The organism is Streptomyces sp. STAM6, assembly GCF_054963715.1.
Genome location: NZ_JBUEFZ010000009.1, coordinates 38700 through 64109, shown reverse-complemented (window position 1 = coordinate 64109; position 25410 = coordinate 38700). Strand labels below are relative to the sequence as shown.

Genomic DNA, 25410 nt, shown 5'->3' with positions numbered 1-25410 from the left:
TGCCCGCATGCTGAAGAAGTCCCCCGGCGGTATGCCCCGGCGCCGGCGCCGCATGTCACGCCGCACCCTGTTCTCGCTCGTCGCGGGGCTGGTCGTGGTCGCGGCGGCGGCAGTGCTCGTGCCGCTGCTGCTGGCCGAGGAGGAGCCCCCGGCGCCCCGCCCCGAGCAGCCGAGGATGCTTCTCGTCCCCGAGGGCTGGAGAGCCACACGGGTGTACGAGGCGGTCGACAAGGCTCTGAAGGTACCGCCCGGCACCGCGCGCCGGATCGCCGTGGGAGGCGGGCTCGCACTGCCCGCCGGCGCCCGGGGGAACCCGGAGGGATTCCTGTTCCCCGCCACCTATCCCGTGTACCGCAAGACGACCCCGCAGAGCCTGCTCACCTACATGGTCGACACCGCCGCCCAGCGGTTCGGGGCCAACCGGATCAGCACCGGGTCCCGGCGCAACGGCATGGATCTCTACCAGACGGTGACCATCGCCAGCATCGTGCAGGCCGAGGCCGACACCGTGACGGACATGGCCAAGGTGTCCCGGGTCATCTACAACCGGCTCGCCCAGGGCATGCCGCTCCAGATGGACTCAACCCTCAACTACGCCCTCGGGCGCTCCACCGTCGACACGTCCCACGCCGACACCAGGATCCAGAGCCCCTACAACACCTATGAGCTCCAGGGGCTGCCGCCCACCCCGATCGACAACCCCGGCGAGGCGGCCATGCACGCCGCGGTCGAACCGGCACCGGGGGACTGGCTGTACTTCGTCACCGTGCAGCCGGGGGACACCCGCTTCACCGCCGACTACGAGGAGCACCAGCGCAACGTCGAGGAGTTCAACCGGCGCCGCGCGGCAGCTTCCGACTGAGTGCGTGTCCGACGGACGGTGCCCGCGGCCGGCGACGTGTCCGGCCGGACGTGCATCCGGCCGGCGCGGGGTGTGCCTGTCAGGCGGCGCGCCCGGAGGGTGCCCGGGGGCCGACGTGCCCTCGTCAGACGCCCGCGGGCGTCCGCTGCAGCAGCCGCACGACAGCCCGGACCGCCGCCCGCCCGGCCCGGTTGGCGCCGATCGTCGACGCCGAAGGCCCGTACCCGACGAGATGGATCCGTTCGTCGCGGACCGCGCGCGTGCCGTCCAGCCGGATGCCGCCGCCCGGCTCACGCAGCTTCAGCGGAGCCAGATGGTCGATCGCCGCACGGAAGCCGGTCGCCCAGAGGATCACATCGGCCTCCACCGTCCGGCCGTCGCTCCAGGCGACCCCCGTCGGGGTGATCCGGTCGAACATCGGCAGCCGGTCCAGGATCCCGCGCTCCCGGGCGTGCCTGATCGCGTCGTTCAGCGGCAGTCCTGTCACGCTGACCACGCTCCGTGGCGGCAGCCCGCGCCGCACCCGCTCCTCCACCAGCGCGACCGCCGCCCGGCCCTCGACCTCCCCGAAGGGCCCCTCGCGCCACACCGGCTCCCGCCGGGTGACCCAGGTGGTCTCCGCCGCCACCCCGGAGATCTCCATCAGGTGCTGGGTGCCGGAGGCGCCGCCGCCCACCACCACGACACGCAGCCCGGCGAACGCCTCCGGGCCCGGATAGTCCACCGTGTGGAGCTGCCGTCCGCGAAAGGTCTCCTGCCCCGGATACCGCGGCCAGAAGGGCCGGTCCCAGGTCCCGGTCGCGTTGATCAGCGCCCGGGCGGCGTACGTCCCCTCGGTGCTCTCCACGAGCAGCCGGCCGTCCGTGCCGTCGCGTACCGCGAGGACGCCGACCGGTCGGTGGACGCGCAGGCCGAAGGCGTCCTCGTAGCGTGTGAAGTACTCCCTGATCACCTCCGAGGACGGCCGGTCCGGGTCGGCACCGGTGAGCTCCATACCGGGCAGGGCGTGCATGCCGTGCACCTTGCCGTACGTCAGGGAGGGCCAGCGGAACTGCCAGGCGCCGCCCGGCCGCGGGGCGTGGTCGAGCACGACGAAGTCCCGGTCGGGCTCCAGTCCGGCGCGCCGCAGGTGATGGGCGGCGGAGAGCCCCGCCTGACCGGCACCGATGACGACGACGTCCACGTCTCGTACCCCAAAATCGTTCACGTTTCTACTAACCGTGTGGGGTGCGGGGATCTTCCCGGGCGCGCGCTACAGGAAATTCACGCCCTGGGCCAGCGGCAGGCCCTCGCCGTAGTTCACCGTGTTCGTCGCCCTTCGCATGTACGCCTTCCACGCGTCCGACCCCGACTCGCGCCCGCCGCCGGTCTCCTTCTCGCCTCCGAACGCCCCGCCGATCTCGGCACCCGAGGTGCCGATGTTGACGTTGGCGATACCGCAGTCCGAGCCGTCTGCCGCCAGGAACCGTTCGGCCTCCCGCTGGTCCCCCGTGAAGATGCTCGACGAGAGCCCCTGAGGCACCCCGTTGTGCAGGGCGATCGCCTCCTCCAGCGTCCGGTGGGTGAGCACGTACAGGATCGGGGCGAACGTCTCCCGGCGGACCACGGCGGTCTGTGCCGGCATCCGTACCACCGCCGGCCGCACATAGGCCGCCTGCGGGGCCTCCTCGGCGAGGAGCCGCTCCCCACCGGTCAGCACCTTCCCGCCGTCCGCCTGCGCCTCGGCCAGCGCCTCCTCCATGGCCCTGCGCGCCCGCCCGTCGATCAGCGGCCCGACCAGCGTGGCCGCGTCGAAGGGGTCGCCCACCGTCAGCTGCCCGTATGCGTGCACGATCTTCTCCGTCAGTGCCTCGGCGACGTCCTCGTGCACGATCAGCCGGCGCAGGGTGGTGCAGCGCTGGCCCGCCGTGCCCGCCGCCGAGAAGACGACGCCCCGCGCGGCGAGGTCCAGATCGGCCGACGGGGTGACCACCGCCGCGTTGTTGCCGCCCAGCTCCAGCAGACAGCGGCCGAACCGGGCCGCCACCCGCGGCGCGACCAGCCGCCCCATCCGCACCGACCCCGTGGCACTGACCAGGGCCACCCGCGGGTCGTCGACCAGCCGCTCCCCGGTCTCCCGCCCGCCGACGACCAGCCGGTGCACACCGGCCGGGGCCCCGCGGTCGGCCGCCGCGCGGGCCAGCAGGGCGTCGCAGGCGACCGCGGTGAGCGGGGTCAGCTCCGACGGTTTCCACACCACGGTGTCACCGCAGACCAGGGCCAAGGCGGTGTTCCAGGACCAGACGGCCACGGGGAAGTTGAACGCCGAGATCACCCCGACCACACCGAGCGGGTGCCAGCTCTCCGAGAGCCGGTGCCCGGGGCGCTCGGACGCCATCGTCCGTCCGTACAGCTGGCGCGACAGCCCGACCGCGAAGTCACAGATGTCGATCATCTCCTGCACCTCGCCCAGCGCCTCCGAGCGGATCTTGCCCGCCTCGACGGTCACCAGCTCGGCGAGGTCCTCCTTGTGTGCGGTGAGCAGTTCGCCGAGCCGCTTCACCAGCGCGCCGCGGCGGGGCGCGGGCACCGAACGCCACTGCCGGAAGGCGTCGTCGGCGGCTGTCACCGCCCGGTCCACCTCCTCGGGCGAGGCGGCGGACAGCCGGTGCAGGACCCCGCCGGTGAGCGGAGTGCGTGCGGTGATCCCCCCGTCCCCGGCCCGGGCGTCCCCGGCGTTCCCGCCGCCCCGGGTCCCGTCACGGGTGGGGACGGCGGCTCCGCAGCACAGCAGCGCGCGCTCGGCGCGCTCGCGCAGCACATCCGTGGTGGGCAGGGCGGAGGTGGTCATACGGGCTCCTCAGGGGGAAGGTCGAGGGCTTTCAGGGTCCGCACCAGCGAGCGCTCCTGTTCGGCGGCGCAGAGCGCGAACGGGTCGTGCACCGGCCGGTCCACGGCCCCGGCCAGCCAGTCCCGGTCGTAGGGCGTGCCCGCCAGGGCGGCGTCACGGCTCCCCATCCGGTCCAGGTTCGACTGGAAGATCCCGGCGGCGGAGCGCGGCAGGAAGTCCTCGTAGACGATCGGCCGGGCGGCGATCCAGCCGGCGTCGAGGAGTCCGGCGAGCCCGTCGTGGATGTCACGGGGTGCGGGGGTTCCGTCGCGCGGGCGGTCCGCCGCGGGTTCGTAGGTGAAGAACCCCTGGCCCGTCACGGCCAGTTCGCGCTCGGTGCGCGGGAAGCGGGCGGCCCACACCTCGGCCGGCTGGGTGATCAGCTCGTCGTACAGCGCACGGCCCGCCCGGGTGAGGGCGATGCCCCGTGCCTCCACCTCGCCGAACCGCACCCGCAGGGAGCCGCAGGTGATCCGGCCGTCCGGTTCCCGGAACGAGCGCGGCTCGGCGAGCGCACGGAAAGACGTCTGGCGCAGCAGCACGTCCGGGCCGTCCCAGCGCGGCGGCCCCTGGATCCGGTCGATCATGGCGATGCCCCGGCCGGCCATGCGCCGGTACAGCTCGTCGATGTCCAGCACGCGCGGCGTGAGGTGGTTGACGTGCGTGCTCGTCACGCCTCCGATGTCCGCGGCGACGGCGGACACCCGCTCCAACTCCTCGTACCAGGCGCGGTCCACCGGCTCGGGCGACAGCTCGAACGCCTCGACCGCCAGCGTGAGGAACCGCTCGGCCCGGTCCGGCGGCAGTCCGCCCGCACTCTCGGCGAGCGCGGCGAGCTCCAGCAGCTCCGGCGGGAACAGCTCCCGCCGGGCCAGGAAACCCGTCAGCCGTTGCCGCAGCCCGGCATCGAAGAAGCGCGGGTCGTCCGACGTCAGCAACGAGGTGAAGACCCGGAACGGATTGCGGGCCAGCTCCTTCGGCGCCACCGGCCGGAACGCCGTCGACACCACGGGTACGGCGGTCTCGGCCGTGTCCCGCAGGTCGTAGAAGCCGACCGGTTCCATGCCCATCGCGGCGAACACCCGGGCCACCTGCCGCAACTCGCGCGCCGTACCCACGCGGATGGCGCCGTGCCGCTCCGCCGTGACCCGCTCGATGCTGCCGAGCCGTTCGGCCGCCGCCCCGCTCTTCCTCAGCACATCGTCGTTGACCTGTCCCGCGACCTCCAGCAGTGTGGTGTACGCGGGGACTTCGGCGCCGTACATGTCGGAGAGCCGGCGCGCGAACGCGGCGCGCAGCCGCCAGGCGGGGACCATACGAACCTCCGTGAGCGATCAGATGATGTGGGCCTCCGGACGCGCCGTGGCACCGGCCCGCTCGAAACGGTCGGCGGTCAGCGGGCCCACGCCGAGGAACGGCGTCCGCCCCAGGCACAGGTCGCGCACCACCTCGCCGACGGCGGGTGCCTGCGGGAAGCCGTGCCCGGAGAAGCCGGTCGCGTACAGGAACGTGCTGACGGCGGGCGCCTCGGGGGTGTCCCGCTCCAGGACCAGGATCCGCCCGGCCCCGGCCTCGGCGAGAGGGAACGCGATGCTCGCACCGATGACCCCGCCGCCGATGATCACGACGTCGGCGGCGCCGGGCAGCCGGCCCGTGGCTGAAGCAGCGTCGGTCGCCATGCTCACATCGTGCGACTCCTGAGCCCCTCCGTCCACGGGGCGTCCCCGCGGCGCCGGGCGCCGCAGGCCCCGGCCGGCCGGGCCGGCGTGGCTCGGGATGCCGGCCCCGCCGCGCGTCACGGCGGTCGATCCGGCGCGTTCCGATAGGTCACCATGGCCCTATGAGCCACGCATTCACCACACTGACGCTGCGCATCACCACCGGCACCAGGGAGGTGGTCCACGACCTGACCGCCGAATGCGTCTCGTTCCTGCGCGAGGCGGCCGCGGGACGGGACGGACTGCTGAACGTGTTCACGCCCCACGCGACGACCGGCGTGGCGATCCTGGAGACCGGCTCGGGCAGCGACGACGACCTGCTCTCCGCCCTGCACGGCCTGCTCCCGGCGGACGACCGCTGGCGGCACCGGCACGGCAGTCCGGGCCACGGCCGTGACCACGTCCTGCCCGCGCTCGTCCCGCCGCACGCGACCATCCCCGTCGTCGGCGGCGAGATGGCGCTGGGCACGTGGCAGTCGGTCTGTGTGGTCGACACGAACGTCGACAACCCCGAGCGTCAGGTGCGGTTGAGCTTCCTGGGCTGATCGAGCCGATCAAGATCGTCCTGGGTGTGGCCGCCAATTCTCCTGACGCTCCGGCGAAACGGGAGAAAGATGCGCGGTACCACCATGGACGAGATCGAGCGGCCGTACGACGGCTGCGGAAAGTGCCTGCTCGGAGTACGCCGGCTGTCGCGGGTGAAGGCCGCCACGACCTCGCCCGAGCGGCAGCGGGAGGACGTGCTGACGGCTGCCGCCGCCATCGGCGGACACCTCATCGACTGGGCGGACGACTGGGAGGTGTCCGGCGCCACCGACCCGATGACCCGTCCCAAGCTCGGTCCGTGGCTCCGCGACGAGCGGGGCAAGTACGACGGGCTCGTCGCCGCGGCCGTCGACCGGCTCGGCCGCAACGTGGTCGACTGCCTGAACACCGGCTACAAGATGCGCGACGAGGGCAAGCTCCTCGTCTCCTACGGGCACGAGGGCGTCTGGAACCTCGACGACCCGAACGACGAGAACCGCTTCACCATGGAGGCCTGGGGCGCGCAGATGGAGCTGCGCGCCATCCAGCGGCGCAACCGCGACGCCACCAAGAAGATACGCGCCGCGGGCCGCCCGAAGGGCAAGCCGTCGTACGGCTTCCAGTACGTCCGTACCGTGCCGAACGGCCGGGTCGACCGCGTCGAGCTCCACCCGCATGCGGCCGAGGTCCTACGGACCATCGCCCGCCGCATCCTCGCCGACCCCGAGAACGTGTCGGTGAGCAGTGAGGCCGCTCGCCTCAACCGTCTTGGCGAGCTATCGCCGACCGATCACCTTGCCATCATGTACGGCAAGCCGGCCGGTGGGCGCCCCTGGTACCCCACGAGCCTGCGCAACATGCTGCTGTCCGAGGCGGCCATGGGCTACCTCGTCCACCAGGGCAAGCCCGTCATCGACCGGACGGGAAACCCGGTGCGCCTGAGCGAGGGATTGTGGAACCGCACCACGCACAACGCCCTGAAGGAGGTGCTCCGTGCCAGCGACACGCCATATCGGGGCCGCAAGACCAACCGGTCGTACCTCCTGACGGAAGTGGCCCTGTGCGGCCAGTGCCACAACCGGCTCTTCACCCAGACGTCCGCCGACGCCCCACCTCGGTACGCGTGCACCGCCCGGAACAAGGGCTGGAAGAGCGCGCAGCATTGCCGCCCGGCTCCCAATATCCGTGCAGCGCCCTACCGGCGAAACGGTGGAGGACCGATGGATGAAGGCCCCGGACGTCCAGGCCCGCAAGCAGATTCTGCTGGACTTCGGGGTCAGGGTGACGGTGTTCTCGGCATCGGCCCCGGTGCGGTGGGTGCCCGGAGTCCTGCACGGTCCCGAGCAGGATCCCCTGAGCCTGAGCGGCGGCTTCCGGACTGCAGGCCTCTGAGGGCCTCAGACGGATCTCGCGGTACTGTCAAGTCCGGGTATCGGCCGCATCCTGGCGTCCTCAGCCGAGTGAACGCCAGGAGCCGCAGATGTCGAACCCGGAAACCGAACTGGTCGCGGGCGAGTTGCGCATTGCCTACCAACACGGCCGGTCGACCGACGAGCCCGCATGGGCGATCCTGATCAACGACGAGGCGAAGGCTGCGGACCTGGCCGCCCGGCTCGAGGAAGGATGAGGGAAGCGCCAGGGCAGGCCGGAGCCACCGAGGTGATCCTGGACCGGAGCGCCGTTGAAGCGACACTCGCCGGTCCCACTGCACTTGTTTGCAACTCGGTCCGACGGCGGGGGCCCGCTACCCTCCAAATGGACCAGGCGGGTTCCGCGGCTTTGACTCGGTCGGAGGCTGGCAAGGCCAACGGGCGCACAAGGACTTGCGACCAGATGGTCAAGGCACGGGCAGGCACCGGCCCGCGTCCTGAAGTGTCGTTGCTGCTCAGCATCGCAGGAGCGGAAGAGCTTGGTGTATTCCGACTGACCTCAGAATCCTGGGACTTTTCCGAGGCAGTGCGAGCGCTGTCGGCTGAGGTAGTTCCTCCCGGTGGTCGGGTGCGCGTCGTGGTGCGTATTCATACGAGTCGCATGACGACTCGGTCTGGAGTGGCGGTGGTGTTCGTCCAGCCTCAGCTTGTCGTTCTCGATTCCTTCTCGGAGGACGTTCACTGGTCCCTGGCGGCGTGACGCGGTCCGGGCCCGTTCCTGGGAATGGGGCCCGCGGCCTGTCGAGCCAGAGGCGTTGCCAGAACAACCGATGGCGGTTCCGCCGGTGGCACGACCCCGCTCACGGCCCGGTTGATGCGATCACGGACTGCCTCAGTGGGAACGAACGAGAGTGCCTCCGCGAGCGAATCGAGTACGGAGGCGAACCGGCCCTCCTGCTGGCGCAGGTGGGCGTCAAGGAAGGAAGCCACAGCACCGGTGGCGCCGCAGCGGGCCTGCCGCGTGTACAGCACGGTGAGGGAGAAGGCCCAGCAGGCGTGAAGGAAGCCGTATACGGGACGAGTAGTCCCACGCCAGGGTGAGAAGAAGGTGAGGTCGGCGGGGAGGCGCACGTCGTGTGCGGCCAAGGCGTCGTTGAGCCAGTTGTGGGCGGCCTCGTGGATCAGGTCGCGGGCCAGGACCTCGGGGTGGGCGGTGTAGTCGGTGAAGACGGTCCCGGGGAGGCGGGTGAGGGCCCAGCTGTGGAGAGTCTCGTTCAGCCGGCGGCGGTTGAGCAGGCAGATGATGGGGGCGTGTTGGGCGAGCAGGGTGCCGAAGCCGTGCTCGGTCGCGGAGGCAAGGGCGGCACGAACGAGGCCAAGGGCCTTGGGCGGGGCAGGGCTGGTGTCGGGGCCTACGAGGTAGTACGCGGTTTCGGAGATTTCCGAGCGGAGCAGGTCCGCGGGGCGCGGGCTGAGCACGATGTGCGGGCCGGCTGACAGGTGGGTCAGGTCTCGCACCGTCGTACGGCGGTACCAGGCGAGGCGGTCCGCGTCCCGGGCGCGCGCCGCGTGTTCGGCGCCTTCGAGCAGGTGGTGGGCGACGGCGTAGTCGAGAGCGGACGAGCCGAGGCGGTTGCCCAGCACGGAGGCGATACGGCTGGTCCGTTGGCGCTGGTGGCCGGCGATGCCACCGAGGGCGACCAGGGCTTCCGGGGAGTGAGCGCTCATCTGGGGCTCCGGGAGTGGAACGGGGCCGGACCGGGACGGGCCCGGCCCCGTGGCGGGTCAGGACTCGGTGGTGGGCTCAGCGGCGTCAGGCTGCACCATAGTGGCCAGCCAGGTCTCGGTGGCCGCGTTGGAGGTGTGCGCGGTGGTGCGCACGGGGTCGCTGTCACGCAGGGACGCGACCGCCTCCAGGAACTCGTCGAACGTCTTGTCGTCTGCCACTGCTCGCTCTCTCTCCTCAGGTAGGGGCGGTGGGTCGGGGCGAAGGGCTGGTACGGGCGGACCGCGGGGGCCGGTCACGGATGCATGGCTCCTTACTCGGAGACGAAGACCGTCAGGAACTTGCGAACGCGGCCGGCGCGGACCGGTTCGGTGCCGTGGACGAGCTGGCTGCCGAAGACCACGAGAGTGCCGGGAGCGGGTGCGACGCTCCATCGGGTGCGGGGCATGGCGCGAAACCAGGGGGAGGACATGTCCGTTCCGTCGTGTGCGAAGCGCATCCCCGGGGCGTAACCCGACCCGGTCGGCGCCTCGTCGGTGGTCCAGACGGCGCCGCTGCCCGTGGTCTCCACGTAGAACGCCCCGCCTGTGTCCTGGATGTCCGTGAGCGTGACCGTCGCGGCGGCGATCTGCCGAGGACGGGTGAGGGGATCGGGGGCGATGCCGTCCGCATGCGGGGTGATGTACTGGCTGGCGCCGTACTCGAGGTAGATCCACTGCCGGTGGCCGGTGACCGACGGCAGGGTGCGCGTGATGGCGGCCATGTGGAGCTTGAGGGCCTGGTCGAGGAGGGCGGTCGCCTCGTACGGGATGTCGGTCATCTCGATCCGACCGACTGGCTCGTAGACGTCCTGCGCCTCGGCGGGGGAGTGGCCGGGGATCTCGTGGATGGTCGTATGTCGGCCCGCGCCGTACCGGTCGCGCCCGAGGGGGCCGAGCGCGTCGTCCATGACGTCGTTGAGGCGCTCGATCTCGTTCGGTTTGAGGAAGCTCTCCACGGTCCGGATGGACAGCGTCTCGGCGATGTGGATCACTGCTCGCCTCCATCGCTGGAGTGGGCTTCGGTCGCGCAGGCGCAGAGGGTGGACGGTGGGGCAGAGACGGCTTCGGCCAGGGCCTCCGTGAGTACGTGCACGGCCTCGCTGAGGTCATCGAAGTACTCGGCAGGCGTGGTGCCGGCAGAGGGTACGAGATGGAGGTCGAGCGTCGGATACACCCGGCCGGTGGTGCGGCACGTGAGCTCGTTGCGGCCGAGGACCAGCGAACACGCTCCGGGCAGGGAGGACTCGGCTCGGCCGACGGCACGGCACAGGCGCGCGGCTGTTCGCGCGTACTCGGCGCGGTCGCGCGGCAGGATGCCGACCGAGAGGAACCGGGGCTCGGCTGCGGGGAGGTCGGCGTAGGCGTGGCCCTGGCAGCTGTCGTAGGTGACGGTGTTCCAGCCCGCGGTGAGCGCGTCGACGACCGGGCGGACGCCGGGCTCGATGCCCTCGTACCACTGGGGGTGTCGCGGGTCGAGATCGTCCGCCTCGTGGATGCCGGGGAGGCCGACCGTGTTGATGTTGCCGTGGGCGCTTACCTGGAGGCGTGCTGGCGGGCGCGGTACGGCGGGGTCGTCCCAGCGGGCCAGGAACGCCGCGACGTGGTGCATGTCGTTGGGGCGGACGGGACGCCAACGTAGCCGGGAACAGGAGGCGCTGGGCGGGAGATCCGGCTGGGCGAGCAGGGTGGCGACGCCGTCGATCAGGCGCATGCGGTGGTCGCAGTACGCGTCTTCGTCGCCCGCGGCGGCGAAGCGGAGGCGGACCGCCGGGCAGCCCGCGCCGCAGGTGTCGCGGTAGTCGCAGGTCGTGCACTTGGTGACCAGGGAGCGTGCCTGCCGGAGCAGGGGAGAGCTGCCCTGGGCGCCGGCCACGTCGGCCGCAGCGTGTACGTCACCGAGCGCGGCCAGGCCGGCCTGCGGCCAGGGCAGCTCGTCACAGCTTCCCAGGCGGTCATCGGGATAGAGGGTGAGGACGTGGTCGCACTTCAGGTCGGAGAAGTGACAGGAACGGGTTTGTAGACCCCTCAGGCGGCGGATGACGGAGACGACGGGCTCCAGCTTGACGCGGCGGAACAGGCCGTCGGCGACCCAGTGGTGGGCGGCCTCCAGCACGAAGTCGGCGTACTGACGCGGCGTGACGGCCCAGGCCGGGCCGGTGGGGCCGATGGCCCGTCGCTGGAGTGTCCGGCTGGTCGGCGTACGGGATCCCGCCACCGTGGTCGAACGGGTGACCGCCGCGTCGAAGCACGGCACCAGGCTGACCGTCGTGACGGCGGGAAAGGAGGCGAGGTGCTCCATGACTTCGGAGGCCCGGCCGAGGACGTACGGGGTGACGGCGCAGATGACGCCGACGCGGCGTTCCCGACGGCCGAGGAGTTCCAGGGCTTCGATCACTCGGGGGTACGTGGGGCGGCCGTCGTAACCGACACGCCACGAGTTCCCCAGCGCGTCCCCGTCGAGGGAGATGCCGATCTCCAGCTGGGGGCAGTGCCGCTCGAACAGGTCCAGCCAGGCGTCGTTGAGCTGGAGACCGTTGGTCTGGAGGCTCACGCGGATGACGTTCGGCTGTGCGGCGAGCGCGTCCAGGATCTCTGCGATCTGTTCCCGGCCGGCGGTCAGGGGCTCCCCGCCGTGGAGTTCGACGCTGAGCGGACGCCCGGAGAAGATCGAACCGAGGCGGTGGACCTGTTTCGCGCTGATCCGGGCGCCGCCCGGTGACTCCTTGCGCTTCTCGAAGCAGTACAGGCAGTCGATGTCGCAGGTTTCCCCGCGGAGCTTGAGGATGACGGAGACGGCCGTGTCCGGGCCGGTGCTCGACAGCGGGGCGTAGAGACTCTCCAGGTCGATGGAGGCGGTGCGGGTGACGGGCATCAGAGGACTCCGGAGGAGGAGAGGCGCGGTCTACGCGCCATCGGTGGAGATCGTGGACAGCCACCCGAGAAGCTGTCCGCCGGTGATGGGGATGTGGACGTCGCCACGGCGAAGGAACCACCCATCGGCGTACCGCTGGGGCAGCCAGCCGGCGTCAGGGGCACCCAGATGGGGAGGCTTCTGCAGCGGGGCGTCGACGGGCCAGCAGTCCAGGAGCGCTCTGGCCACGCGTCGCTGAACGGGACGGAACCACTCCCACGTCTCTGCGCGAGCCGGGTCGATCGACGGGCGGGGCTGCGCGCCGGCAAGCAGCGGCAGCCACTTGTCGCCCAGGACCGGGTGGCCGGCCGCCGCGCAGCCGAGCGCGGTGAGGCAGGTCTCCAGCTTCCGGCACACGACGCCGACCGATTCGGCCAGACCGTCCTCGACGAGGCCGGTCAGATCCTCCGCGAGGCTCGCCGCGACCTCGGCCTGGTCGGCGACCGCCCAGCGTCGGTAGCCCTGGCGCTCCCCGGGATCGAGCACCGGATCCCAGCGCCCGGAGCCGTACGAGAGAGCGGTGCGCAGACACATGAGGTCGTGCATCGAGGCGCGTACCCGGCGGAACGATCCGAGGTCGTCGCGGCGCACGTCGAAGGAGCGGAGCAGGTGACGGAGTTCCTCCGCCCGCTGCGGCCCCACCGCCTGGAGGTCGACACGGACGCCGTCCACGATGCGCGACTCCCACACCGGAAGGTCGCCGTCCACGATGCCACGCAGGTCGATGTCGCTGGCTGCGTGGGCGAAGCCGCAGGCGAGGGCTCCCTCCAGCCAGACCTCGCGGGCCTCGCCGGACGCGACCAGCGCCTGGGCGACTCTGTCGGCGATCTCTCGGCGCAGTCGTGCCGATGGGTTCACCGGTGGCCTCCTTCGATCAGGATCCTGTTGTCAGCGGTGATCTCCCTGAGGAGATCTATGGCCCATATGTCGAGCGCGCCGCGCACGTCGGAGCGCTGGGCGCCGATGTGGGGTGAGGCCAGGAGGTTGAGCGGCGTCGTGGAGCCGGTGAGGAGCGGGAGGTGCTCCCGCTCGACTGGGTCGAGGGCGAGGCCGGAGAGTCTCCCGTCCGCCAGTGCCCGCAGGCAGGCGGCGACGTCGAGGGTCTCCAGCCGCCCTGCGCAGATCAGCAGAGGCCGCTGCGGTGCGACGCGTGCGAGGAAGTCCTCGCCGATGAGCTGTTCGGTCGTGAGGCGCAGTGGCAGAGCGATGACGTGTACCTGCGACTGCTCCATGAGGGCTGTCGGCGACAGCTCGCGCAGACCGGGAGGGTTCGACGGCCACGCGGCGAAGGCCGTCCGGCCCACGTAGGGGGCGAGGGCCCAGTCGGCGGCCAGCCCGACCGGACCTGCGCCCCAGATACCTGCGGCCAGGGTGCCGAGTGACGCTCCCATGCACGCCTGCTTCTCGTGCTGGCCGAGCAGCAGCGCGTGATGGCCTAACGGGATCCGCCGGGCCAGGGTGAGGGCAGCGGCGAGGATCCACTCACCTACGGCGTCCGCGCCGGCCTCGGCGTTGCGGTGCAGCGTGATGCCACGGTGCCGGAGGGCGTTCACGTCGATGTGGTCGATGCCGGAGCCGGTCCGTACGACGTGCCGCAGGTGAGGGAGCGCGTCGAGCTCCCTCTCGCCGAGCCGGACGCCGGAGCGCAGGACGAGCACGGCCGTGTCGGCGGGCAGCGGCGAGTCCAGGTCCGGCAACTCGTGTACGAGGACATCGGGCAGGGCGCGGCGGATCGCCCCCGAGTCCGCCGCTCCGCGCACCACGAGGACTGCGCTCATCCGAGAGACTCCGGCTTCTCGTACCGGCCGAAGGCGAGATCACCCTCGCCGACGACAACGGTCACCGGCGACGGCGCGCCGAAGTAGGCGTCGCAGGCGCGCTTCACCCCAGGGAGCCCGTCCCAGGCTCGTGGATTGACCGCCGTGTCCGCGTAGTCGTCGATGAGCAACACACCCGTCGGCACCAGGCGGGTGACGCAGTGCGTGAGTCCCGTCAGGGTCGAGTCGTAGAAGTCGCCGTCCAGGTAGGCGAACGCGATCTCGTCGGGCAGCTCCTTGGGAAGGGTCTCGTTGAACCATCCCGGATGGATGACCGGCGCCGGCCTGCCCCAGGCCGCGTGCGTGGCGCGCACGTCGTCCGGGGACGACCGGAGCTCGCCCGCCGCCAGATGATCCGAGTCCTCGGCACCGGGCGCGGGCATGCCCTGGAAGGAGTCGTAGACGTGGATCTCGCGGTTGTGGTCGCCCAGCGATTCGAGCACGCTACGGATCCAGAGGGCCATCGCGCCCCTATAACAACCGAGTTCGACCACAGCTCCCGGCAGACCGCGGTCAGTCAGGTCGGCGAGCTCGTCGGCGATCACGCGGAGCCGGTCGGCACAGACCGTCCCGGCGTGCTCCCGTAGCAGCCACTCCCGCAGATCCTTCAGCTTCGGATCCATGAAGGTCACCACCTGTCCACGAAGGGGTCTGCGAGCTCCCCGCTCAACGCCGCCGACAGCGGGCGGTTGATCCGGGGCAACAGGTACACGTCGCCCAGACGTTCCAGCGGAACCCACTCGAAGCCCACCTGGATGGGGTCCGGCGGTTCCGGCATGCGCGGCTCAGCGTCGTCCACCTGCTCCGCGAGGAAGTTGAACTGAACCTTCTGTACGTCCCCGAACTCGCCCTGCCACGACTCGGGGAGGTACTCGACGACGCACAGCAGACGCCGGGCCACGACCTGCAGGCCGGTCTCCTGCGCGACCTTGCGGTTCACGGCCTGGCGCAGGTCCTCGCCGACCTGGGCCTTGCCGCCGGGAAGGTTGTAGTGGAACCCGGCCTCGTCGTCGTACGACAGCAGCAGGACGGCGCCGTCGCGCACGATCGCCGCCTTCACGGAGACACTGATCCGAGGCAGCTCGGGTGTCAGACGCACGACAGCGCCTCCGGCTCGCCGACGCGCATCAGGTCGCCGACCTCTGCCAGAGACCCAGCGACGGTGGAGCGGAAACTCCCCCCCCGCGACGGAACTGACGGGCGGCGGCGCGCATACCCGCGAGGGCGGCACGGCTGAGCTGGTTCGCGTAGATGCAGATGTGGAAGCCGGCCTCGCCGAGTTCCCTGGCGCTCAGGTCGCGGAACGCCGTGGGCACGCTGACCAGCGGCACGCCGTGACTCCAGGCTCGCCCGATGGCCCGCGCCTGCTCACCGGTCGCGTCCTTGGAGTGGATGAGTACCGCATCCGCCCCGGCCTCGGCGTACGCCTCGGCACGGGCGATCGCCGTGGCCATGTCCTCGCCGGCGATCAGGGCCTCGGTGCGGGCCACGACCACGAGGCCGTCGTCGACGACCTTCCGTATGTGCCCCACCTGCTCGCACAGCAGGTCCCGGTCGGCGAGGGTCTGGGCCCGGTGGGCCGCGAAGCTGTTGCACTTCGGGTACGCGCTGTCCTCGACACACACCGCCGCGGCTCCGGCGCGCATCAAGTCGGACGCGAACCGCTCCGCTGTGCGCCCCGAGCCACCCGCGTTGTCGACGTCCACGATGACGGGCAGCTCGGTGACGCGGCCGAGCGAGGCGACGACGTCGGACAGGTCCCGCGGGCCCAGGACGTTGGCGTCCGGCAGCCCGGAGGCCGCGGAGACCTCCAGACCGCTCACCCACAGGGCGTCGAAGCCCGCTTCCGCCGCGACGTGCGCGGCGAGCGCGTTCACCGCACCGATCGCCAGGAGCGGGTGCTTCCGCTCGCTGTCGTCGAGGGCCTTGCGCAGATGCATCGCCTTCGTGTCGTCAGCCATGGGTCTCTCCTCCTTCCGCGTGGGCGGGGAGCGACGGCACCAGCTGCCGTTCGCGCAGTACGTCCCAGGCGGCGAGCAGCACCTCGGACCGGGGCCGGCGGGCGTCCAGGCGGACCACGTCGCCGAGGAGCGGGAACTCGTCGGGCTTCGTGACCACGGCCTCGTAGGTCTCGCGAACCCGGCTCTGGACGTCGTGCACGTCCCAGTCGGCCCGAACGGCGTCACCCTGGCGGGTCTGTGCCCGGCTCATCGAGGTGTCGGTCTCCAGGTCCAGGACGAGCGTGAGATCCGGGGCCGCGGTGAGCTGCGCGGCCAGCGCCTCGTATGTCTCCGACACCCTCATGTCGTGCTTCACGGCGAAGAAGGCCAGCTCGCTGAGGAGCCAGCGATCCGCGATCACGGGCCGGGCCGGCCGCTGGGGGAGCACGAGACGATCCAGCGTGGCCCGCTTGTCCGCCGCGATCGCGGACAGGTAGGCGTCACGGTTCCCGGCGTTCGGCTGGTACTTGCCGGTGACGATGGCGGCAGCCTGGTTGACGGCGAGGAAGTTGGTGGTGAGCATGCACAGCGGGGTGACTCCGTAGAGCCCCTCCCAGAGCCGGAACAGACCCTTGCGTAGCGTCGTCTTGCCGGTGCCGTCGAGTCCCTCGATGACGATGAACGGATAGCGGTGGTTCATTCGACCTGCCCCGCCCCCGTGCCGCCGGCGTACTTGGTGAAGCGACCCCGCCAGCGGGCCGTGGTGGACACCAGGTCCACCAGCCGGAGCTCCGCCAACTCGTCGATGAGGCGGGGCAGCTCGGGCTCGGCGCAGATGCCGGCCTCGATGGCCCGGCAGTACGCGGCGCGGAGGGCCGGGTCGTCGTCGGAGTCACGCAGCGCCGCCTCCAGCACCCGTGTGGCCATGCCGTGGGCCACGACGCTCACCGCGGTGCCCAGGGCCTGCTCGTGGAGCGGGCCCGGGTGCGGCTCCAGCGTGATGTGGTGCACCCCGTGGTGGCGAATGACCGCGAAGAAGCCCACCCACCACGCGGCGGCGGCGCTGACGGCGGTCACGGCGTCGGACCACGCCGCCCCGGACTGCTCCGCGAGGAGGTTCTGGGCAGCGGTGTCAGCGGCGCGGTGAAGTGCCCCGCGCCGGTTCCGCGACTCCGCTCCGTGCCGCTGGGGCAGCTCCCACCAGAAGCCGAGCCCGGCGTTCTCCAGCAGCGCCATCGCGGACTCGTCGCCAGCCGGCAGCGGCGACGGGCGCTGGGCCAGCACGGAGACATCGGCGCCCGGCACGTCCGGCAGCGCCTTGTTCTCGGCGACGGCAGACCGCCATTCGTCGAGATGGAGATGGAGCCGCTGGGTCAGCAGCCCGTCCGCCAGCGTCTGCCAGGCATGGGCCAGCGGCGGCGAACCGGGGGGCCGGGGCGGCAGGGTCAAGGAGGTCACAGGTCGGATCCTCACGTCCGGGGAGTCGCGGCAGGCGGCTCCGGTCGGTGGTGCTCCACCACGATGGCCGCCACGAAGACCCACGCCCATGAGTGTTTATGAGCCCCACCAGCGGAACGTGTCCGGGCCGTCGCAGAGCGAGGGAGAATGCCGACCATGGTCGACAGCGGACAGCGGCGGTGTACGCGCTGCGGTGCCCTTCTCAGTCGCTTCAACGCCGGTACACGATGCGCCTCGTGCCAGGACGGGCCGGCCGCCCGACGGGCCGACCCGGCCTTCTGGCGTGATCCGACGGTCCGGCGAGCCGTGGCCGCATGGGAACTCGGCACCGTCGTCAAGCTGTTCAGGAAGCACACGGGCCTCTCCCAGGCCGGCGTGGCGCGGATGGTCAGCATCGACCAGGCCGAGGTCAGCAGACTCGAGCGCGGGCTCAAACAGATCCGCGACCGACGGCAGTTCGTCCAGTGGACCGATGCGTTGGGAGTTCCGGAGGAACTGCTCGGGCTCCTGCCCACGGCCGATCCGCACACCCCGGACGTCACAAGCCGACCAGGAACGGCGGACACCGGAGCCCGCGGGTACGTGGCGCTGCCCGAAGGCCCAGGTCAGCTTCTGTTACCCGCCGGCCGGTCCGTCTCGACGACGGCGCTACCTGTGCTGACCCTTCCTGCGGCCTCCTTCATCGGGGACAGCCTGCGACTCGACTCCCGCCCGGAGCTGGACGCCTGGCGCACCATGCCGATGCGCGCGCTCGTCGTCGCGAACCGCACGGTGGACGGGGCGGTCCGGCAGTTCGTCACCGACGCCAGGCCGAGCGGCGTACGCGGCACCGCCTCCGACCCGGTCGACGTCCCGGCCGCGTACGAACTGGACGACCTGACATACGGCATCCTGTGGGCCATGTCGGGATTCGAGGCGGCGCCGCTGCTCGGCGACGACCAGGCCCTGCACACCTCGCTGGCTTCGCTCACCGCTTCCCCAGGCTCGCCACTCGCCTCGGACCACGGCCTGACTGAAGTGTCCACGATGCTGATCGGCTCGGAGACCGCAGCCCGGTACATCCTGGGCCACCGTGACCACCTGGGTGACGCACCCGTCTTCTGGACCAGGGAACAGCGCGGTGAGGAGGCCGCCACCTGGCTGTTCTTCCGGCACAAGTACCGCTACCTCGAACGAATGGCGCCCCGGCGTCCAGGAGGTGCCAGCGGCCGGGGCTTCTGCGTCCCCGAGACGGCGGTCGCCTCCTCGCCGGCGTACGAGCGCGTTCTGATGTTCCTCGCCATCGCGCTCATGGAGTCCTTCGGTATCCGTACCTGGGTGACGGACGACGGAGGCTTCGCACACACCGACGGTTTCGTCCTCTCCCACGGGCGCCGAGCTGTCATCGCCTCATGGGTACGGACCGAGGGGGCGTCCCACCTCGCGGTCACCGCGCGGCCGGGGGCCCTGCGGACGTTCGCCGACGTGACCGGCCACGTCAGCCACCACTCGGCCACGGCGGCCGAGCAGGCCGGACAACGCCTCGCGGCAACCGCGGAGTACCTCGGCCTCGATGCGTCCTGGCTCGGTCGCAGGTGCGCACAGTTGTCGGCCGTCGGCACGGAGCGGCTCGCCCGGCCCCGCAGTCGGTTGCTCGGCCTGGAAGGGCTGGAGGCCGCCTGCCGGTTCGTGGCCGAGCAGCTGGTGATCATTCCGCGTACCCGGACGGCGCCGACCCGATGGCCTGCCTGAACCACTCGCGAGGCCGCGCTCGGCGGCGTCCGGACAGGGGAGCAGGGGATATGACGGAGTCGGTCAGGAACGTGGCGGTCTTCTCCCTCGGCGGCACCATCGCCATGACCACCGATCCCACCACCGGAGGCGTCGTACCCGCGCTCTCGGCCCACGAACTCCTCGCCGCGGTGCCCGCCCTGGCCACGAGCGGTATCGGCCTCAAGGTGCGGGACTTCCGACGTCTGCCCGGCGCCTCCCTGACCTTCGAGGACCTCACCGCGCTGTCGGCCGCGATCGCGGTGGAGCTGGAGACCGGGGACGTCGACGGCGTCGTCATCACCCAGGGCACCGACACCATCGAGGAGACCGCCTTCCTCCTCGACCTCTACCACGGCCACGAGCAGCCGGTCGTCGTCACCGGCGCGATGCGCAACCCCACCCTGCCCGGCGCCGACGGTCCGGCCAACCTCCACGCCGCTGTCCTGGCCGCCGCCGACCCTGGACTCAGGGGCGCCGGCTGCCTCGTCGTACTCGGCGACGAGATCCACTCGGCCCGGACCGTCCGCAAGTCCCACACCACCAGCCCAGCCGCCTTCACCTCCCCGTCGTGCGGACCGATCGCGCGGGTCGCGGAGAACCGGGTGCGGATGGCGGGCGGCCCACCGCCCCGCGGACCGCTGGTCGGCGTCCCCGACCGTGAGGCGCGTGTCGGGCTCTACGTCGTCACCCTTGGCGACGACGGTGCACTGCTCGACCTGTGGGAGGGCAGCTGCGACGGGCTCGTCGTCGCGGCCTTCGGCGTCGGCCACGTCCCGGAGCGTCTCGTGGAAGGGCTCGCCAAGTTCGCGTCCCGCATCCCCGTGGTCCTCACCTCCCGCATCGGCAACGGCCCCGTCCTGTCCGACACGTACGGCTTCCCCGGCTCCGAGAAGGACCTCCTCGGACGCGGACTCATCGGCGCCGGCGACCTCGGCCCGTACCAGGCCCGGCTCCTGCTGCAGGCCCTGCTCGCCCAGGGCGCCGACGGGGCGGCGGTCCGCGAGACCTTCACCACCGCCTTCGCTCGCTGAACCCACTTCTTCAGGAGACACCCGCACATGCGTGCTCACCAGCTGACCGTAGGCCGTACCTTCGGCGTCACCTTCGACCACGGGGAGGACTTCTTCGAGGCGCTGTCCAGGTTCTGCCGGGACAACGGCGTACGGCAGGGCTACATCCCCTCGTTCATCGGCGCCTTCGCGGAGGCCGAGATCGTAGGCGCCTGCGAGAAGCTCGCCGACCCGGACGCACCGGTCTGGGCGAAGACGTACGTCACCAACGTCGAGGCGTTCGGCGCGGGCACGCTCGCCCACGACCCCGCCACCGGCGGGATACTCCCGCACATCCACGTCTCCGCCGGCCTGAAGGCCCAGTCGGCCGACGGCAGGACGAGCCACCTCCTCAGCGCCAAGGTCCAGTTCCTCAGCGAGCTGATGGTCGTGGAGGTCACGTCGCCCACGATGACCCGGCCCCGGAACCCCGACCTCTACGACGTCCCGCTGCTCACGTTCGGCTGACCGGCAGGAGCCGGCGGAGCCAGTGGTGGCCAGGCGCGATCACCCTGATCGCGTCCGCCAGCCAGGCGCGTGCCGGAGCGTCGAGCAGCGGCAGCACCGCTTCGAAGTCGGTCTCGTCCTTGTCCCGGGTTGCCTTGGCCTTGTAGAAGAGCTGCACTTCGGGCGCGAGATACGGGATGCCCGTCTCGCTGGTGCGCCCGAGCCGGTCGATCGGGAGCCGGATCTCCGGAGTGCGCCGCGAGACCCACTGGGTGCCCTCGGCCTCGTCCAGCATGAGCTGCACCGACCAGGGCGCCTCGGGCGTGCGGCGGCACCAGATGTCGTGGAGCGGCGACCGAAGGACCTCTCCAGGACGCCACGGTCGAAGCTCTCCCTGGCCGGGCGGGTCCGCCACGTACAGGTCCCAGTCGGCAAGCAGGTCACGTACGAGAGCCTGGTCGCGCCGGAGGACGAGGACGTCGAGATCGCCGTGTGCGCGCAGCTCGCGGCCGACCGCGAGTTCGATCGCGTAGCCACCGGCGATCCACCACGGGAAGTCCGCCTTGGCGAAGACGGTGGCCACATCCTCGGGACGATCCGGCACCCAGCGTCCCAACACGTCAGCACTCACCCGCCCATACTCCCAGTGATCAGAGGGGTGGAGGCGAAGGCCCGCGGCGGGTCGACGGTCTTGCTGCAGGCCCTGTCGCCCACGCCCGCACCCCCTGCGCTCATAAACGCCCATGAGCATCAGGGACACCGGCATCCATCGTTGAGCGCGTGACTCGCGACCGGCCTCGTGGCCGGTGCTTGAGCCACGATCCTTCCGGGGCCGCGTGCCCGAAGCCATGTGCTTCCTGCGGCCGTATGCCTCTCAGCGGCGTACTGGCCGTACTTCCGCGACCGCGTCGCAGCCCCCGGGAGAAGGCCATCGCTGTCACCCACAGGAGGTCCGTCGCCCGATGATCAGCGCGCCATCCGCCGCTCTCGGCCTCGTGTACCGCTGGACCGACCGCACTCCCAACCCGACGGGCGAAGCCCGCGCGGTCCTGCGACGTGTCCTCAGGGACCTGGGGCTGTCCGGGGACGTCGTCAGTGACGGCGTCCTGGCCGTCTCGGAGCTCGTGGCGAAGGCGCACGAGCACGCGTGCGGCCCGTACGAGGTGCACGTTCGCTCGGTCGCCGGAAGGTACGTCTGCGAGATCCATGACGGGGATCCACTGCTCCCCACGGGTCTCTACCGCGGTGCCACGTCGTCGCCGGACGCCGGACCTGCCGAGGGGGAGAGCAGGTTGCTCGTCGAGCGTGGACGGGGCCTGCACATCGTGAACGAGTTGGCTCAGGGGCAGTGGGGGTTCCACGTCACGGAACGTGGCGCCAAGGCCGCCTGGATCGTGCTGGCCCCGGCGTTGCCGGCCCCCTCCGACGGGAGTGACGCTGACGGCACTCGGTCATCCCAGTCCGGGAATGAGCCGAAGCTCCGACGGCTTGACACCACATCAGAATCCCACGATGGCAGCGGTCAAGCCCGCTTCCGGCAGGAATCGGCCACAGATGCTCCACGTGCCCGGTGTGGCGGAGCTCCTCCCCTCGCCAACGTGTACGGTCCATCGAACAGCCTGGTGGCCGAGGGCACGGGGGAGTCTTGAATCTTCAGCACAAGGCGGGGAACTACGTGAACGCCTCGTGGTCCATGGTGCGGCTGCGGGACCTGATCTACGACATGCTGGGTCTGCTGTTCACGGAGCTCAGCGCTCATGGCGGGATGGCGGGTGACGACAACGCCGGCCGGGCCTTCGCCGCCGTCTACAAGCCGGCCGTGAAGACCGTCTTCGAGGCGGCCGGCCTCGCCCACCAGGTGATGGCGAACGGAGCGGGCGCCATGCTCAAGGCCACCGCGGACTTCCTCAAGCAGGAGAGCGCGATCGCCGCGTCCCTGCTCGGCCAGAGCGTGGCGCCCGACATCGGCGCCCAGCCCTCGAGGCCGGACTGCAACCCGCGCGGCCGGCACAACGCCGAGGAGCTGCCCGAGGTCGTCGGCGAGACCAGCTGGACCGACCAGTACCTGCTCAGCTCGCGCTTCCACGGTCAGCGGGACAAGCTCCGCAAGACAGCCAACGCCTGGCGTTCGGCGGCGGGCATCCTGGACGACGCCTACTGGGACTCCGAGAGCGCCTGGCGCATTGCGACCGCTCAGCAGCTCGGCGAGACCGCCGCAGCCGTCCAGACCTTCTTCACCGTGTTCGTCGGCAAGACCCCGCCTCCCTCAGAGGTCGGCGAGGACGAGACCCTGATGGCGAACCTGCCGTCCGCCTGCCGGATGATCGCCCACGCCTGCGACGCGTACGCGGATCACATCGAAACGGCGTTGAAGAGGATCCCGGACGAGGAAAGCCCTCTCTTCGGAGAGCCGCTCGCCATCTGGGAACGACCGCAGTTCGGCGGCGAGGGACACGACGGCGGCCTGCACGAGCTCGTCACCGGCGACATGCGCATCGCGCGCCTGGGCAACATCCCGCCAGCGCTCGACAGCTCACAGGCCAAGGTCCCCATGCCGCAGCCGGACGGGGGCGGCTTCCTGCCCCTTCCGTCCCTGCCGCCCTTCCTCGCCCCGCTGATCCGGGTGCCCCTCGTGGTCCCCGTGGGCTACCGCCCGCCGAACGGCCCCCGCGTACAGCCGATGGCTCCGCCGACGCCGCCGGACCCGCGCTTCCCGCCCCTCACCGCCCCCGAGCAGCAGAACTTCCAGACGTGGTTGAACTCGCTACGTGCCGGAGACGTGTCCGGCGGGAAGCCCGCCGAGGTCGCCTACCAGAAGCGGGTCGCCGGATACCCCGAGTACGAGGTCCCCATCCCGCTCGGCATCAGCGCCAACAGCACCCTGATGGTCGACGGCTTCCGTGACCGCGACGGCATGGCGATCGAGGCCAAGTACGTCAACAACCCGAACAAGCCGTGCTACCGCTCGCTCGACGAACTCCGCGCGAACCACCAGTCCGGCAAGAAGGACTTCCTGTACGACAAGGACCGCAAGGAGCTCACGAAGTACAACGCCGCTCTCAACGACCCGCGCAACAAAGAGATGCGGGGCGTGGAGACGGTCACCAACAACGCTGATTCCGTGGCCTACTGGCGCGTGATGATGGCGGCCTACGGCGTCAAGGGCTACGCCCGATACGTACCCTGACCAACGGCAGCACACGATGAGGGAGCGAGCGCGTGGACGCGTCCGGACTGGCCGAACTCCGCACCATGTACGTCTTCGGCCCCGCTGAGGGCTCCACATGGGGCCTGACCTATGAGGGGATCGAGACCAAGCTGCGCGAGCGGAAGGCGGACACGTTCGTCCATATTGATGAGGGGGACGAAGGTCCCGTGCGCGGGTCCGTCATGCACTTCGGCATCACCGTCGGCGAAGACGAGCTGGAGGGCATGGCCAAGCTGTCCCCGGAAGGCATCGCCGTCGAGGACTGCACGGCCCATGCCGCAGCGGAGTTCGTCAAGTGGCTGTGGAGCAGCATCGTCCCGGACGGCAGCAGCATCACCTTCAACACGGAGTGGGGCCTGGAAGCCGACCTGCCCGACGCGCTCGTCCCCCACGTGCCCCGCCCCCGCCTCGTGGCCACCTTCCTCGCTCATCTCGAAGCCACCGGCGGCCTGGACTGACAGCGGGCATACCCTCGGGGATCATGGCCAGGTGAGCGACGTGCGAAGGGCCTCGGCAGCATGACAGAGAAGACTTCCCGCGCCTCGGGCGACGAGGCTGTTCGCGACGTCGGCCCAGTTGGTGCTCCGGTCGTCTTGGGCAACGAGCCCGGCTCGTTCGCCTGGAGTGTGCTGGCCAAGCGCCACCCCGCCCTCATCCGGCAGGTGCAGGACGCCTTCCCGTTCGGCCGTCGGCAGCATGAGGCCCTCGACGTCCAGCAGACGATGACCGTCAACCTGGGAGATGGTCCCGCCAGACGGTTTAGGGGATCAAACGCCGGAACCCGCAGATCGGGGGCCGTGGGTGTCCGGCCCGCCTCGGCAGGACGCCTGGCGGGCTGCCGCCTCCACAGAGAGCGCCCTGGGTCTCGAGCTGTCGGCGGCTGAACTCGAGCGACGCTGAGACGAACCGGAGCGCCAAGGCACTTGATCCCTACACCACGTCGCGGGACACGACCGAAGTCAGCGAGGCGAGACCAGCCATGGCGGACTCCTACACGCCTCGCTGGTGCTCCAGCCGCCGTGGTCATCCCGGAAGGGGATGTCCACGGCGTCGGGCTGGTGCCCGTTGCAATCCGGATAGGCTGGGGTTGTCCTAGCGGAGGTTGGCGGAGTCGAGGGCTAGCAACATAGACAACTGCGGAGCGTGCCTATAGCCGGAAGCGGGCCCTCCTCACAGTCCGACCTCGGCCCATGAGGGGGCCGAAATGCCGCTGTGCTGTCCTGTCGTTGGTCAGGGGCAGCCGGGGAATCGGGGTACAGATCACCCCGGCACTGCCCAGGACGCCGTACGGGCACGCCTCCTCGTGGAACGGATGCTCGATACAGGCCGTGCCGGGGGTGAAGCGATGCACCTGTCCCTCTCGCCCCGCCCGCCCGTGACCCCGCCCTGTCCGCGCGGTCGATGCGGGACATGCGCCTGACGTGGCGTGCCCGCGGGATCCTGGCTGAACTCGCCGTGGGGTACGCCCCTGGCGAGGAACCCAGGATCAGTGAGCTGGTCTCCCTCACCCGCGACGAGCGACTGGCGACCGAGGGCCGCGAGGACTTCCGCGAAGCGGTCGGTGAGCTGCGCAGCCTCGGCCACTTCTCCGGACGCCACCATGGCCTCAGATGTGGGGGAGCGTCTGGCCGTGGATCTCGCCCCGGCCGCGGGAGCCCGTCTCATCCCGCAGCATCACAGCTCCCGGCCGGTTCGCGGACGGGAGCTGACCATCCCC

The 25410-nt window shown here is 71.0% G+C and carries 25 protein-coding genes and 1 pseudogene; 10 read left to right on the top strand and 16 right to left on the bottom strand.

Going from position 1 to position 25410, the window contains the following annotated elements:
- Window positions 1-7 precede the first annotated feature (7 nt).
- On the top strand, window positions 8-862 hold the full coding sequence (gene mltG, locus ACY34K_RS13780) for an endolytic transglycosylase MltG (protein WP_462746604.1): 855 nt from the start codon (window positions 8-10) through the stop codon (window positions 860-862).
- A 124-nt stretch (window positions 863-986) separates the two neighbouring features.
- On the opposite strand, the gene ACY34K_RS13775 is transcribed toward mltG, so the two are convergent.
- From ACY34K_RS13775 to ACY34K_RS13760, 4 genes are read right to left on the bottom strand one after another with little or no spacing between them, the layout of a single operon-like run.
- On the bottom strand, window positions 987-2069 hold the full coding sequence (locus ACY34K_RS13775; RefSeq protein WP_462746602.1) for an NAD(P)-binding domain-containing protein: 1083 nt from the start codon (window positions 2067-2069) through the stop codon (window positions 987-989).
- Window positions 2070-2114: 45 nt separating this feature from the next.
- Window positions 2115-3692 (bottom strand): L-piperidine-6-carboxylate dehydrogenase, encoded by a 1578-nt coding sequence (gene amaB, locus ACY34K_RS13770; protein WP_462746600.1) that lies wholly within the window; start codon window positions 3690-3692, stop codon window positions 2115-2117.
- Window positions 3689-5047, bottom strand: a complete 1359-nt coding sequence (hglS, locus tag ACY34K_RS13765) for a 2-oxoadipate dioxygenase/decarboxylase (RefSeq protein WP_462746598.1) — start codon at window positions 5045-5047, stop codon at window positions 3689-3691. The genes amaB and hglS overlap by 4 nt, the downstream gene beginning before the upstream one ends.
- A gap of 18 nt (window positions 5048-5065) precedes the next feature.
- Window positions 5066-5410, bottom strand: coding sequence for an FAD-dependent oxidoreductase (locus ACY34K_RS13760; protein WP_462746596.1), 345 nt, complete (start codon window positions 5408-5410; stop codon window positions 5066-5068).
- 161 nt (window positions 5411-5571) lie between these two features.
- On the opposite strand from ACY34K_RS13760, the gene ACY34K_RS13755 reads away from it, so the two are divergent.
- Entirely contained in the window at window positions 5572-5994 is a 423-nt protein-coding gene (locus ACY34K_RS13755; protein WP_462746595.1) for a YjbQ family protein, read from the top strand.
- Between the two features lie 84 nt (window positions 5995-6078).
- The gene (locus ACY34K_RS13750) at window positions 6079-7548 is read left to right on the top strand and encodes a recombinase family protein (protein ID WP_462746593.1); all 1470 of its coding nucleotides are present in this window, start codon (window positions 6079-6081) and stop codon (window positions 7546-7548) included.
- Window positions 7549-8082: 534 nt separating this feature from the next.
- Here ACY34K_RS13750 and ACY34K_RS13745 read toward each other — a convergent pair.
- The 11 genes from ACY34K_RS13745 to ACY34K_RS13695 form a co-directional block, all read right to left on the bottom strand.
- Complete coding sequence (locus ACY34K_RS13745) at window positions 8083-9072, bottom strand: aKG-HExxH-type peptide beta-hydroxylase (protein WP_462746591.1); 990 nt, start codon at window positions 9070-9072, stop codon at window positions 8083-8085.
- 57 nt (window positions 9073-9129) lie between these two features.
- Window positions 9130-9291: a hypothetical protein gene (locus ACY34K_RS13740; RefSeq protein ID WP_462746588.1), complete on the bottom strand. Its 162-nt coding sequence runs from the start codon at window positions 9289-9291 to the stop codon at window positions 9130-9132.
- 92 nt (window positions 9292-9383) lie between these two features.
- Window positions 9384-10103: a 2OG-Fe(II) oxygenase gene (locus tag ACY34K_RS13735; protein WP_462746586.1), complete on the bottom strand. Its 720-nt coding sequence runs from the start codon at window positions 10101-10103 to the stop codon at window positions 9384-9386.
- Window positions 10100-11983 (bottom strand): radical SAM protein, encoded by a 1884-nt coding sequence (locus ACY34K_RS13730; RefSeq protein ID WP_462746584.1) that lies wholly within the window; start codon window positions 11981-11983, stop codon window positions 10100-10102. Before ACY34K_RS13730 ends, ACY34K_RS13735 begins: the two co-directional genes overlap by 4 nt.
- Window positions 11984-12013: 30 nt before the next feature.
- A complete protein-coding gene (locus ACY34K_RS13725; RefSeq protein WP_462746583.1) occupies window positions 12014-12880 on the bottom strand; it encodes a hypothetical protein in 867 nt (288 codons plus the stop codon).
- Window positions 12877-13800 carry an NAD(P)-dependent oxidoreductase gene (locus tag ACY34K_RS13720; RefSeq protein ID WP_462746581.1) on the bottom strand — a complete coding sequence of 308 codons (924 nt, stop codon included), beginning with the start codon at window positions 13798-13800 and terminating at the stop codon, window positions 12877-12879. The genes ACY34K_RS13725 and ACY34K_RS13720 overlap by 4 nt, the downstream gene beginning before the upstream one ends.
- Complete coding sequence (locus ACY34K_RS13715) at window positions 13797-14462, bottom strand: TylF/MycF/NovP-related O-methyltransferase (protein WP_462746580.1); 666 nt, start codon at window positions 14460-14462, stop codon at window positions 13797-13799. Before ACY34K_RS13715 ends, ACY34K_RS13720 begins: the two co-directional genes overlap by 4 nt.
- Window positions 14463-14467: 5 nt before the next feature.
- Window positions 14468-14938, bottom strand: coding sequence for an NUDIX domain-containing protein (locus tag ACY34K_RS13710; protein WP_462746579.1), 471 nt, complete (start codon window positions 14936-14938; stop codon window positions 14468-14470).
- Between the two features lie 28 nt (window positions 14939-14966).
- The gene (locus ACY34K_RS13705) at window positions 14967-15800 is read right to left on the bottom strand and encodes an isocitrate lyase/phosphoenolpyruvate mutase family protein (protein ID WP_462746578.1); all 834 of its coding nucleotides are present in this window, start codon (window positions 15798-15800) and stop codon (window positions 14967-14969) included.
- A complete protein-coding gene (locus ACY34K_RS13700) occupies window positions 15793-16479 on the bottom strand; it encodes a dTMP kinase (protein WP_462746577.1) in 687 nt (228 codons plus the stop codon). Before ACY34K_RS13700 ends, ACY34K_RS13705 begins: the two co-directional genes overlap by 8 nt.
- On the bottom strand, window positions 16476-17237 hold the full coding sequence (locus tag ACY34K_RS13695) for a hypothetical protein (RefSeq protein WP_462746576.1): 762 nt from the start codon (window positions 17235-17237) through the stop codon (window positions 16476-16478). The genes ACY34K_RS13700 and ACY34K_RS13695 overlap by 4 nt, the downstream gene beginning before the upstream one ends.
- Window positions 17238-17543: 306 nt before the next feature.
- On the opposite strand from ACY34K_RS13695, the gene ACY34K_RS13690 reads away from it, so the two are divergent.
- Genes ACY34K_RS13690 through ACY34K_RS13680 form a run of 3 tightly spaced genes read left to right on the top strand, consistent with a single transcriptional unit; the run spans window position 17544 to window position 20506 of the window.
- Entirely contained in the window at window positions 17544-18968 is a 1425-nt protein-coding gene (locus tag ACY34K_RS13690; protein WP_462746575.1) for a helix-turn-helix domain-containing protein, read from the top strand.
- A 50-nt stretch (window positions 18969-19018) separates the two neighbouring features.
- Window positions 19019-20020, top strand: a complete 1002-nt coding sequence (locus ACY34K_RS13685; RefSeq protein ID WP_462746574.1) for an asparaginase — start codon at window positions 19019-19021, stop codon at window positions 20018-20020.
- Between the two features lie 27 nt (window positions 20021-20047).
- Window positions 20048-20506: a PPC domain-containing DNA-binding protein gene (locus ACY34K_RS13680; RefSeq protein WP_462746573.1), complete on the top strand. Its 459-nt coding sequence runs from the start codon at window positions 20048-20050 to the stop codon at window positions 20504-20506.
- Here ACY34K_RS13680 and ACY34K_RS13675 read toward each other — a convergent pair.
- Window positions 20493-21116, bottom strand: a complete 624-nt coding sequence (locus ACY34K_RS13675; RefSeq protein WP_462746571.1) for a nucleotidyltransferase domain-containing protein — start codon at window positions 21114-21116, stop codon at window positions 20493-20495. The two genes, ACY34K_RS13680 and ACY34K_RS13675, sit on opposite strands and share 14 nt — an antisense overlap.
- Before the next feature lie 217 nt (window positions 21117-21333).
- On the opposite strand from ACY34K_RS13675, the gene ACY34K_RS13670 reads away from it, so the two are divergent.
- The 4 genes and pseudogenes from ACY34K_RS13670 to ACY34K_RS13655 all read left to right on the top strand — a co-directional run.
- Window positions 21334-22134: an ATP-binding protein gene (locus ACY34K_RS13670; protein WP_462746866.1), complete on the top strand. Its 801-nt coding sequence runs from the start codon at window positions 21334-21336 to the stop codon at window positions 22132-22134.
- Window positions 22131-23672 (top strand): restriction endonuclease fold toxin-2 domain-containing protein, encoded by a 1542-nt coding sequence (locus ACY34K_RS13665; RefSeq protein ID WP_462746570.1) that lies wholly within the window; start codon window positions 22131-22133, stop codon window positions 23670-23672. Before ACY34K_RS13670 ends, ACY34K_RS13665 begins: the two co-directional genes overlap by 4 nt.
- A 32-nt stretch (window positions 23673-23704) precedes the next feature.
- Window positions 23705-24151 (top strand): hypothetical protein, encoded by a 447-nt coding sequence (locus ACY34K_RS13660; RefSeq protein WP_462746568.1) that lies wholly within the window; start codon window positions 23705-23707, stop codon window positions 24149-24151.
- Between the two features lie 60 nt (window positions 24152-24211).
- Window positions 24212-24403: pseudogene (locus tag ACY34K_RS13655) on the top strand (hypothetical protein); the annotation flags it as partial.
- Window positions 24404-25410: the final 1007 nt, after the last annotated feature.

What these genes read in the sequence shown, in the direction of transcription:
- amaB (WP_462746600.1), bottom strand. Translation starts at nt 3,692, where the DNA reads ATGACCACCTCCGCCCTGCCCACCACGGATGTGCTGCGCGAGCGCGCC.
- ACY34K_RS13700 (WP_462746577.1), bottom strand. Translation starts at nt 16,479, where the DNA reads ATGAACCACCGCTATCCGTTCATCGTCATCGAGGGACTCGACGGCACC.
- mltG (WP_462746604.1), top strand. Translation starts at nt 8, where the DNA reads ATGCTGAAGAAGTCCCCCGGCGGTATGCCCCGGCGCCGGCGCCGCATG.
- ACY34K_RS13730 (WP_462746584.1), bottom strand. Translation starts at nt 11,983, where the DNA reads ATGCCCGTCACCCGCACCGCCTCCATCGACCTGGAGAGTCTCTACGCC.
- ACY34K_RS13705 (WP_462746578.1), bottom strand. Translation starts at nt 15,800, where the DNA reads ATGGCTGACGACACGAAGGCGATGCATCTGCGCAAGGCCCTCGACGAC.
- ACY34K_RS13745 (WP_462746591.1), bottom strand. Translation starts at nt 9,072, where the DNA reads ATGAGCGCTCACTCCCCGGAAGCCCTGGTCGCCCTCGGTGGCATCGCC.
- ACY34K_RS13670 (WP_462746866.1), top strand. Translation starts at nt 21,334, where the DNA reads ATGTGCTTCCTGCGGCCGTATGCCTCTCAGCGGCGTACTGGCCGTACT.
- ACY34K_RS13715 (WP_462746580.1), bottom strand. Translation starts at nt 14,462, where the DNA reads ATGGATCCGAAGCTGAAGGATCTGCGGGAGTGGCTGCTACGGGAGCAC.
- ACY34K_RS13680 (WP_462746573.1), top strand. Translation starts at nt 20,048, where the DNA reads ATGCGTGCTCACCAGCTGACCGTAGGCCGTACCTTCGGCGTCACCTTC.
- ACY34K_RS13720 (WP_462746581.1), bottom strand. Translation starts at nt 13,800, where the DNA reads ATGAGCGCAGTCCTCGTGGTGCGCGGAGCGGCGGACTCGGGGGCGATC.
- ACY34K_RS13760 (WP_462746596.1), bottom strand. Translation starts at nt 5,410, where the DNA reads ATGGCGACCGACGCTGCTTCAGCCACGGGCCGGCTGCCCGGCGCCGCC.
- ACY34K_RS13755 (WP_462746595.1), top strand. Translation starts at nt 5,572, where the DNA reads ATGAGCCACGCATTCACCACACTGACGCTGCGCATCACCACCGGCACC.
- ACY34K_RS13750 (WP_462746593.1), top strand. Translation starts at nt 6,079, where the DNA reads ATGGACGAGATCGAGCGGCCGTACGACGGCTGCGGAAAGTGCCTGCTC.
- hglS (WP_462746598.1), bottom strand. Translation starts at nt 5,047, where the DNA reads ATGGTCCCCGCCTGGCGGCTGCGCGCCGCGTTCGCGCGCCGGCTCTCC.
- ACY34K_RS13685 (WP_462746574.1), top strand. Translation starts at nt 19,019, where the DNA reads ATGACGGAGTCGGTCAGGAACGTGGCGGTCTTCTCCCTCGGCGGCACC.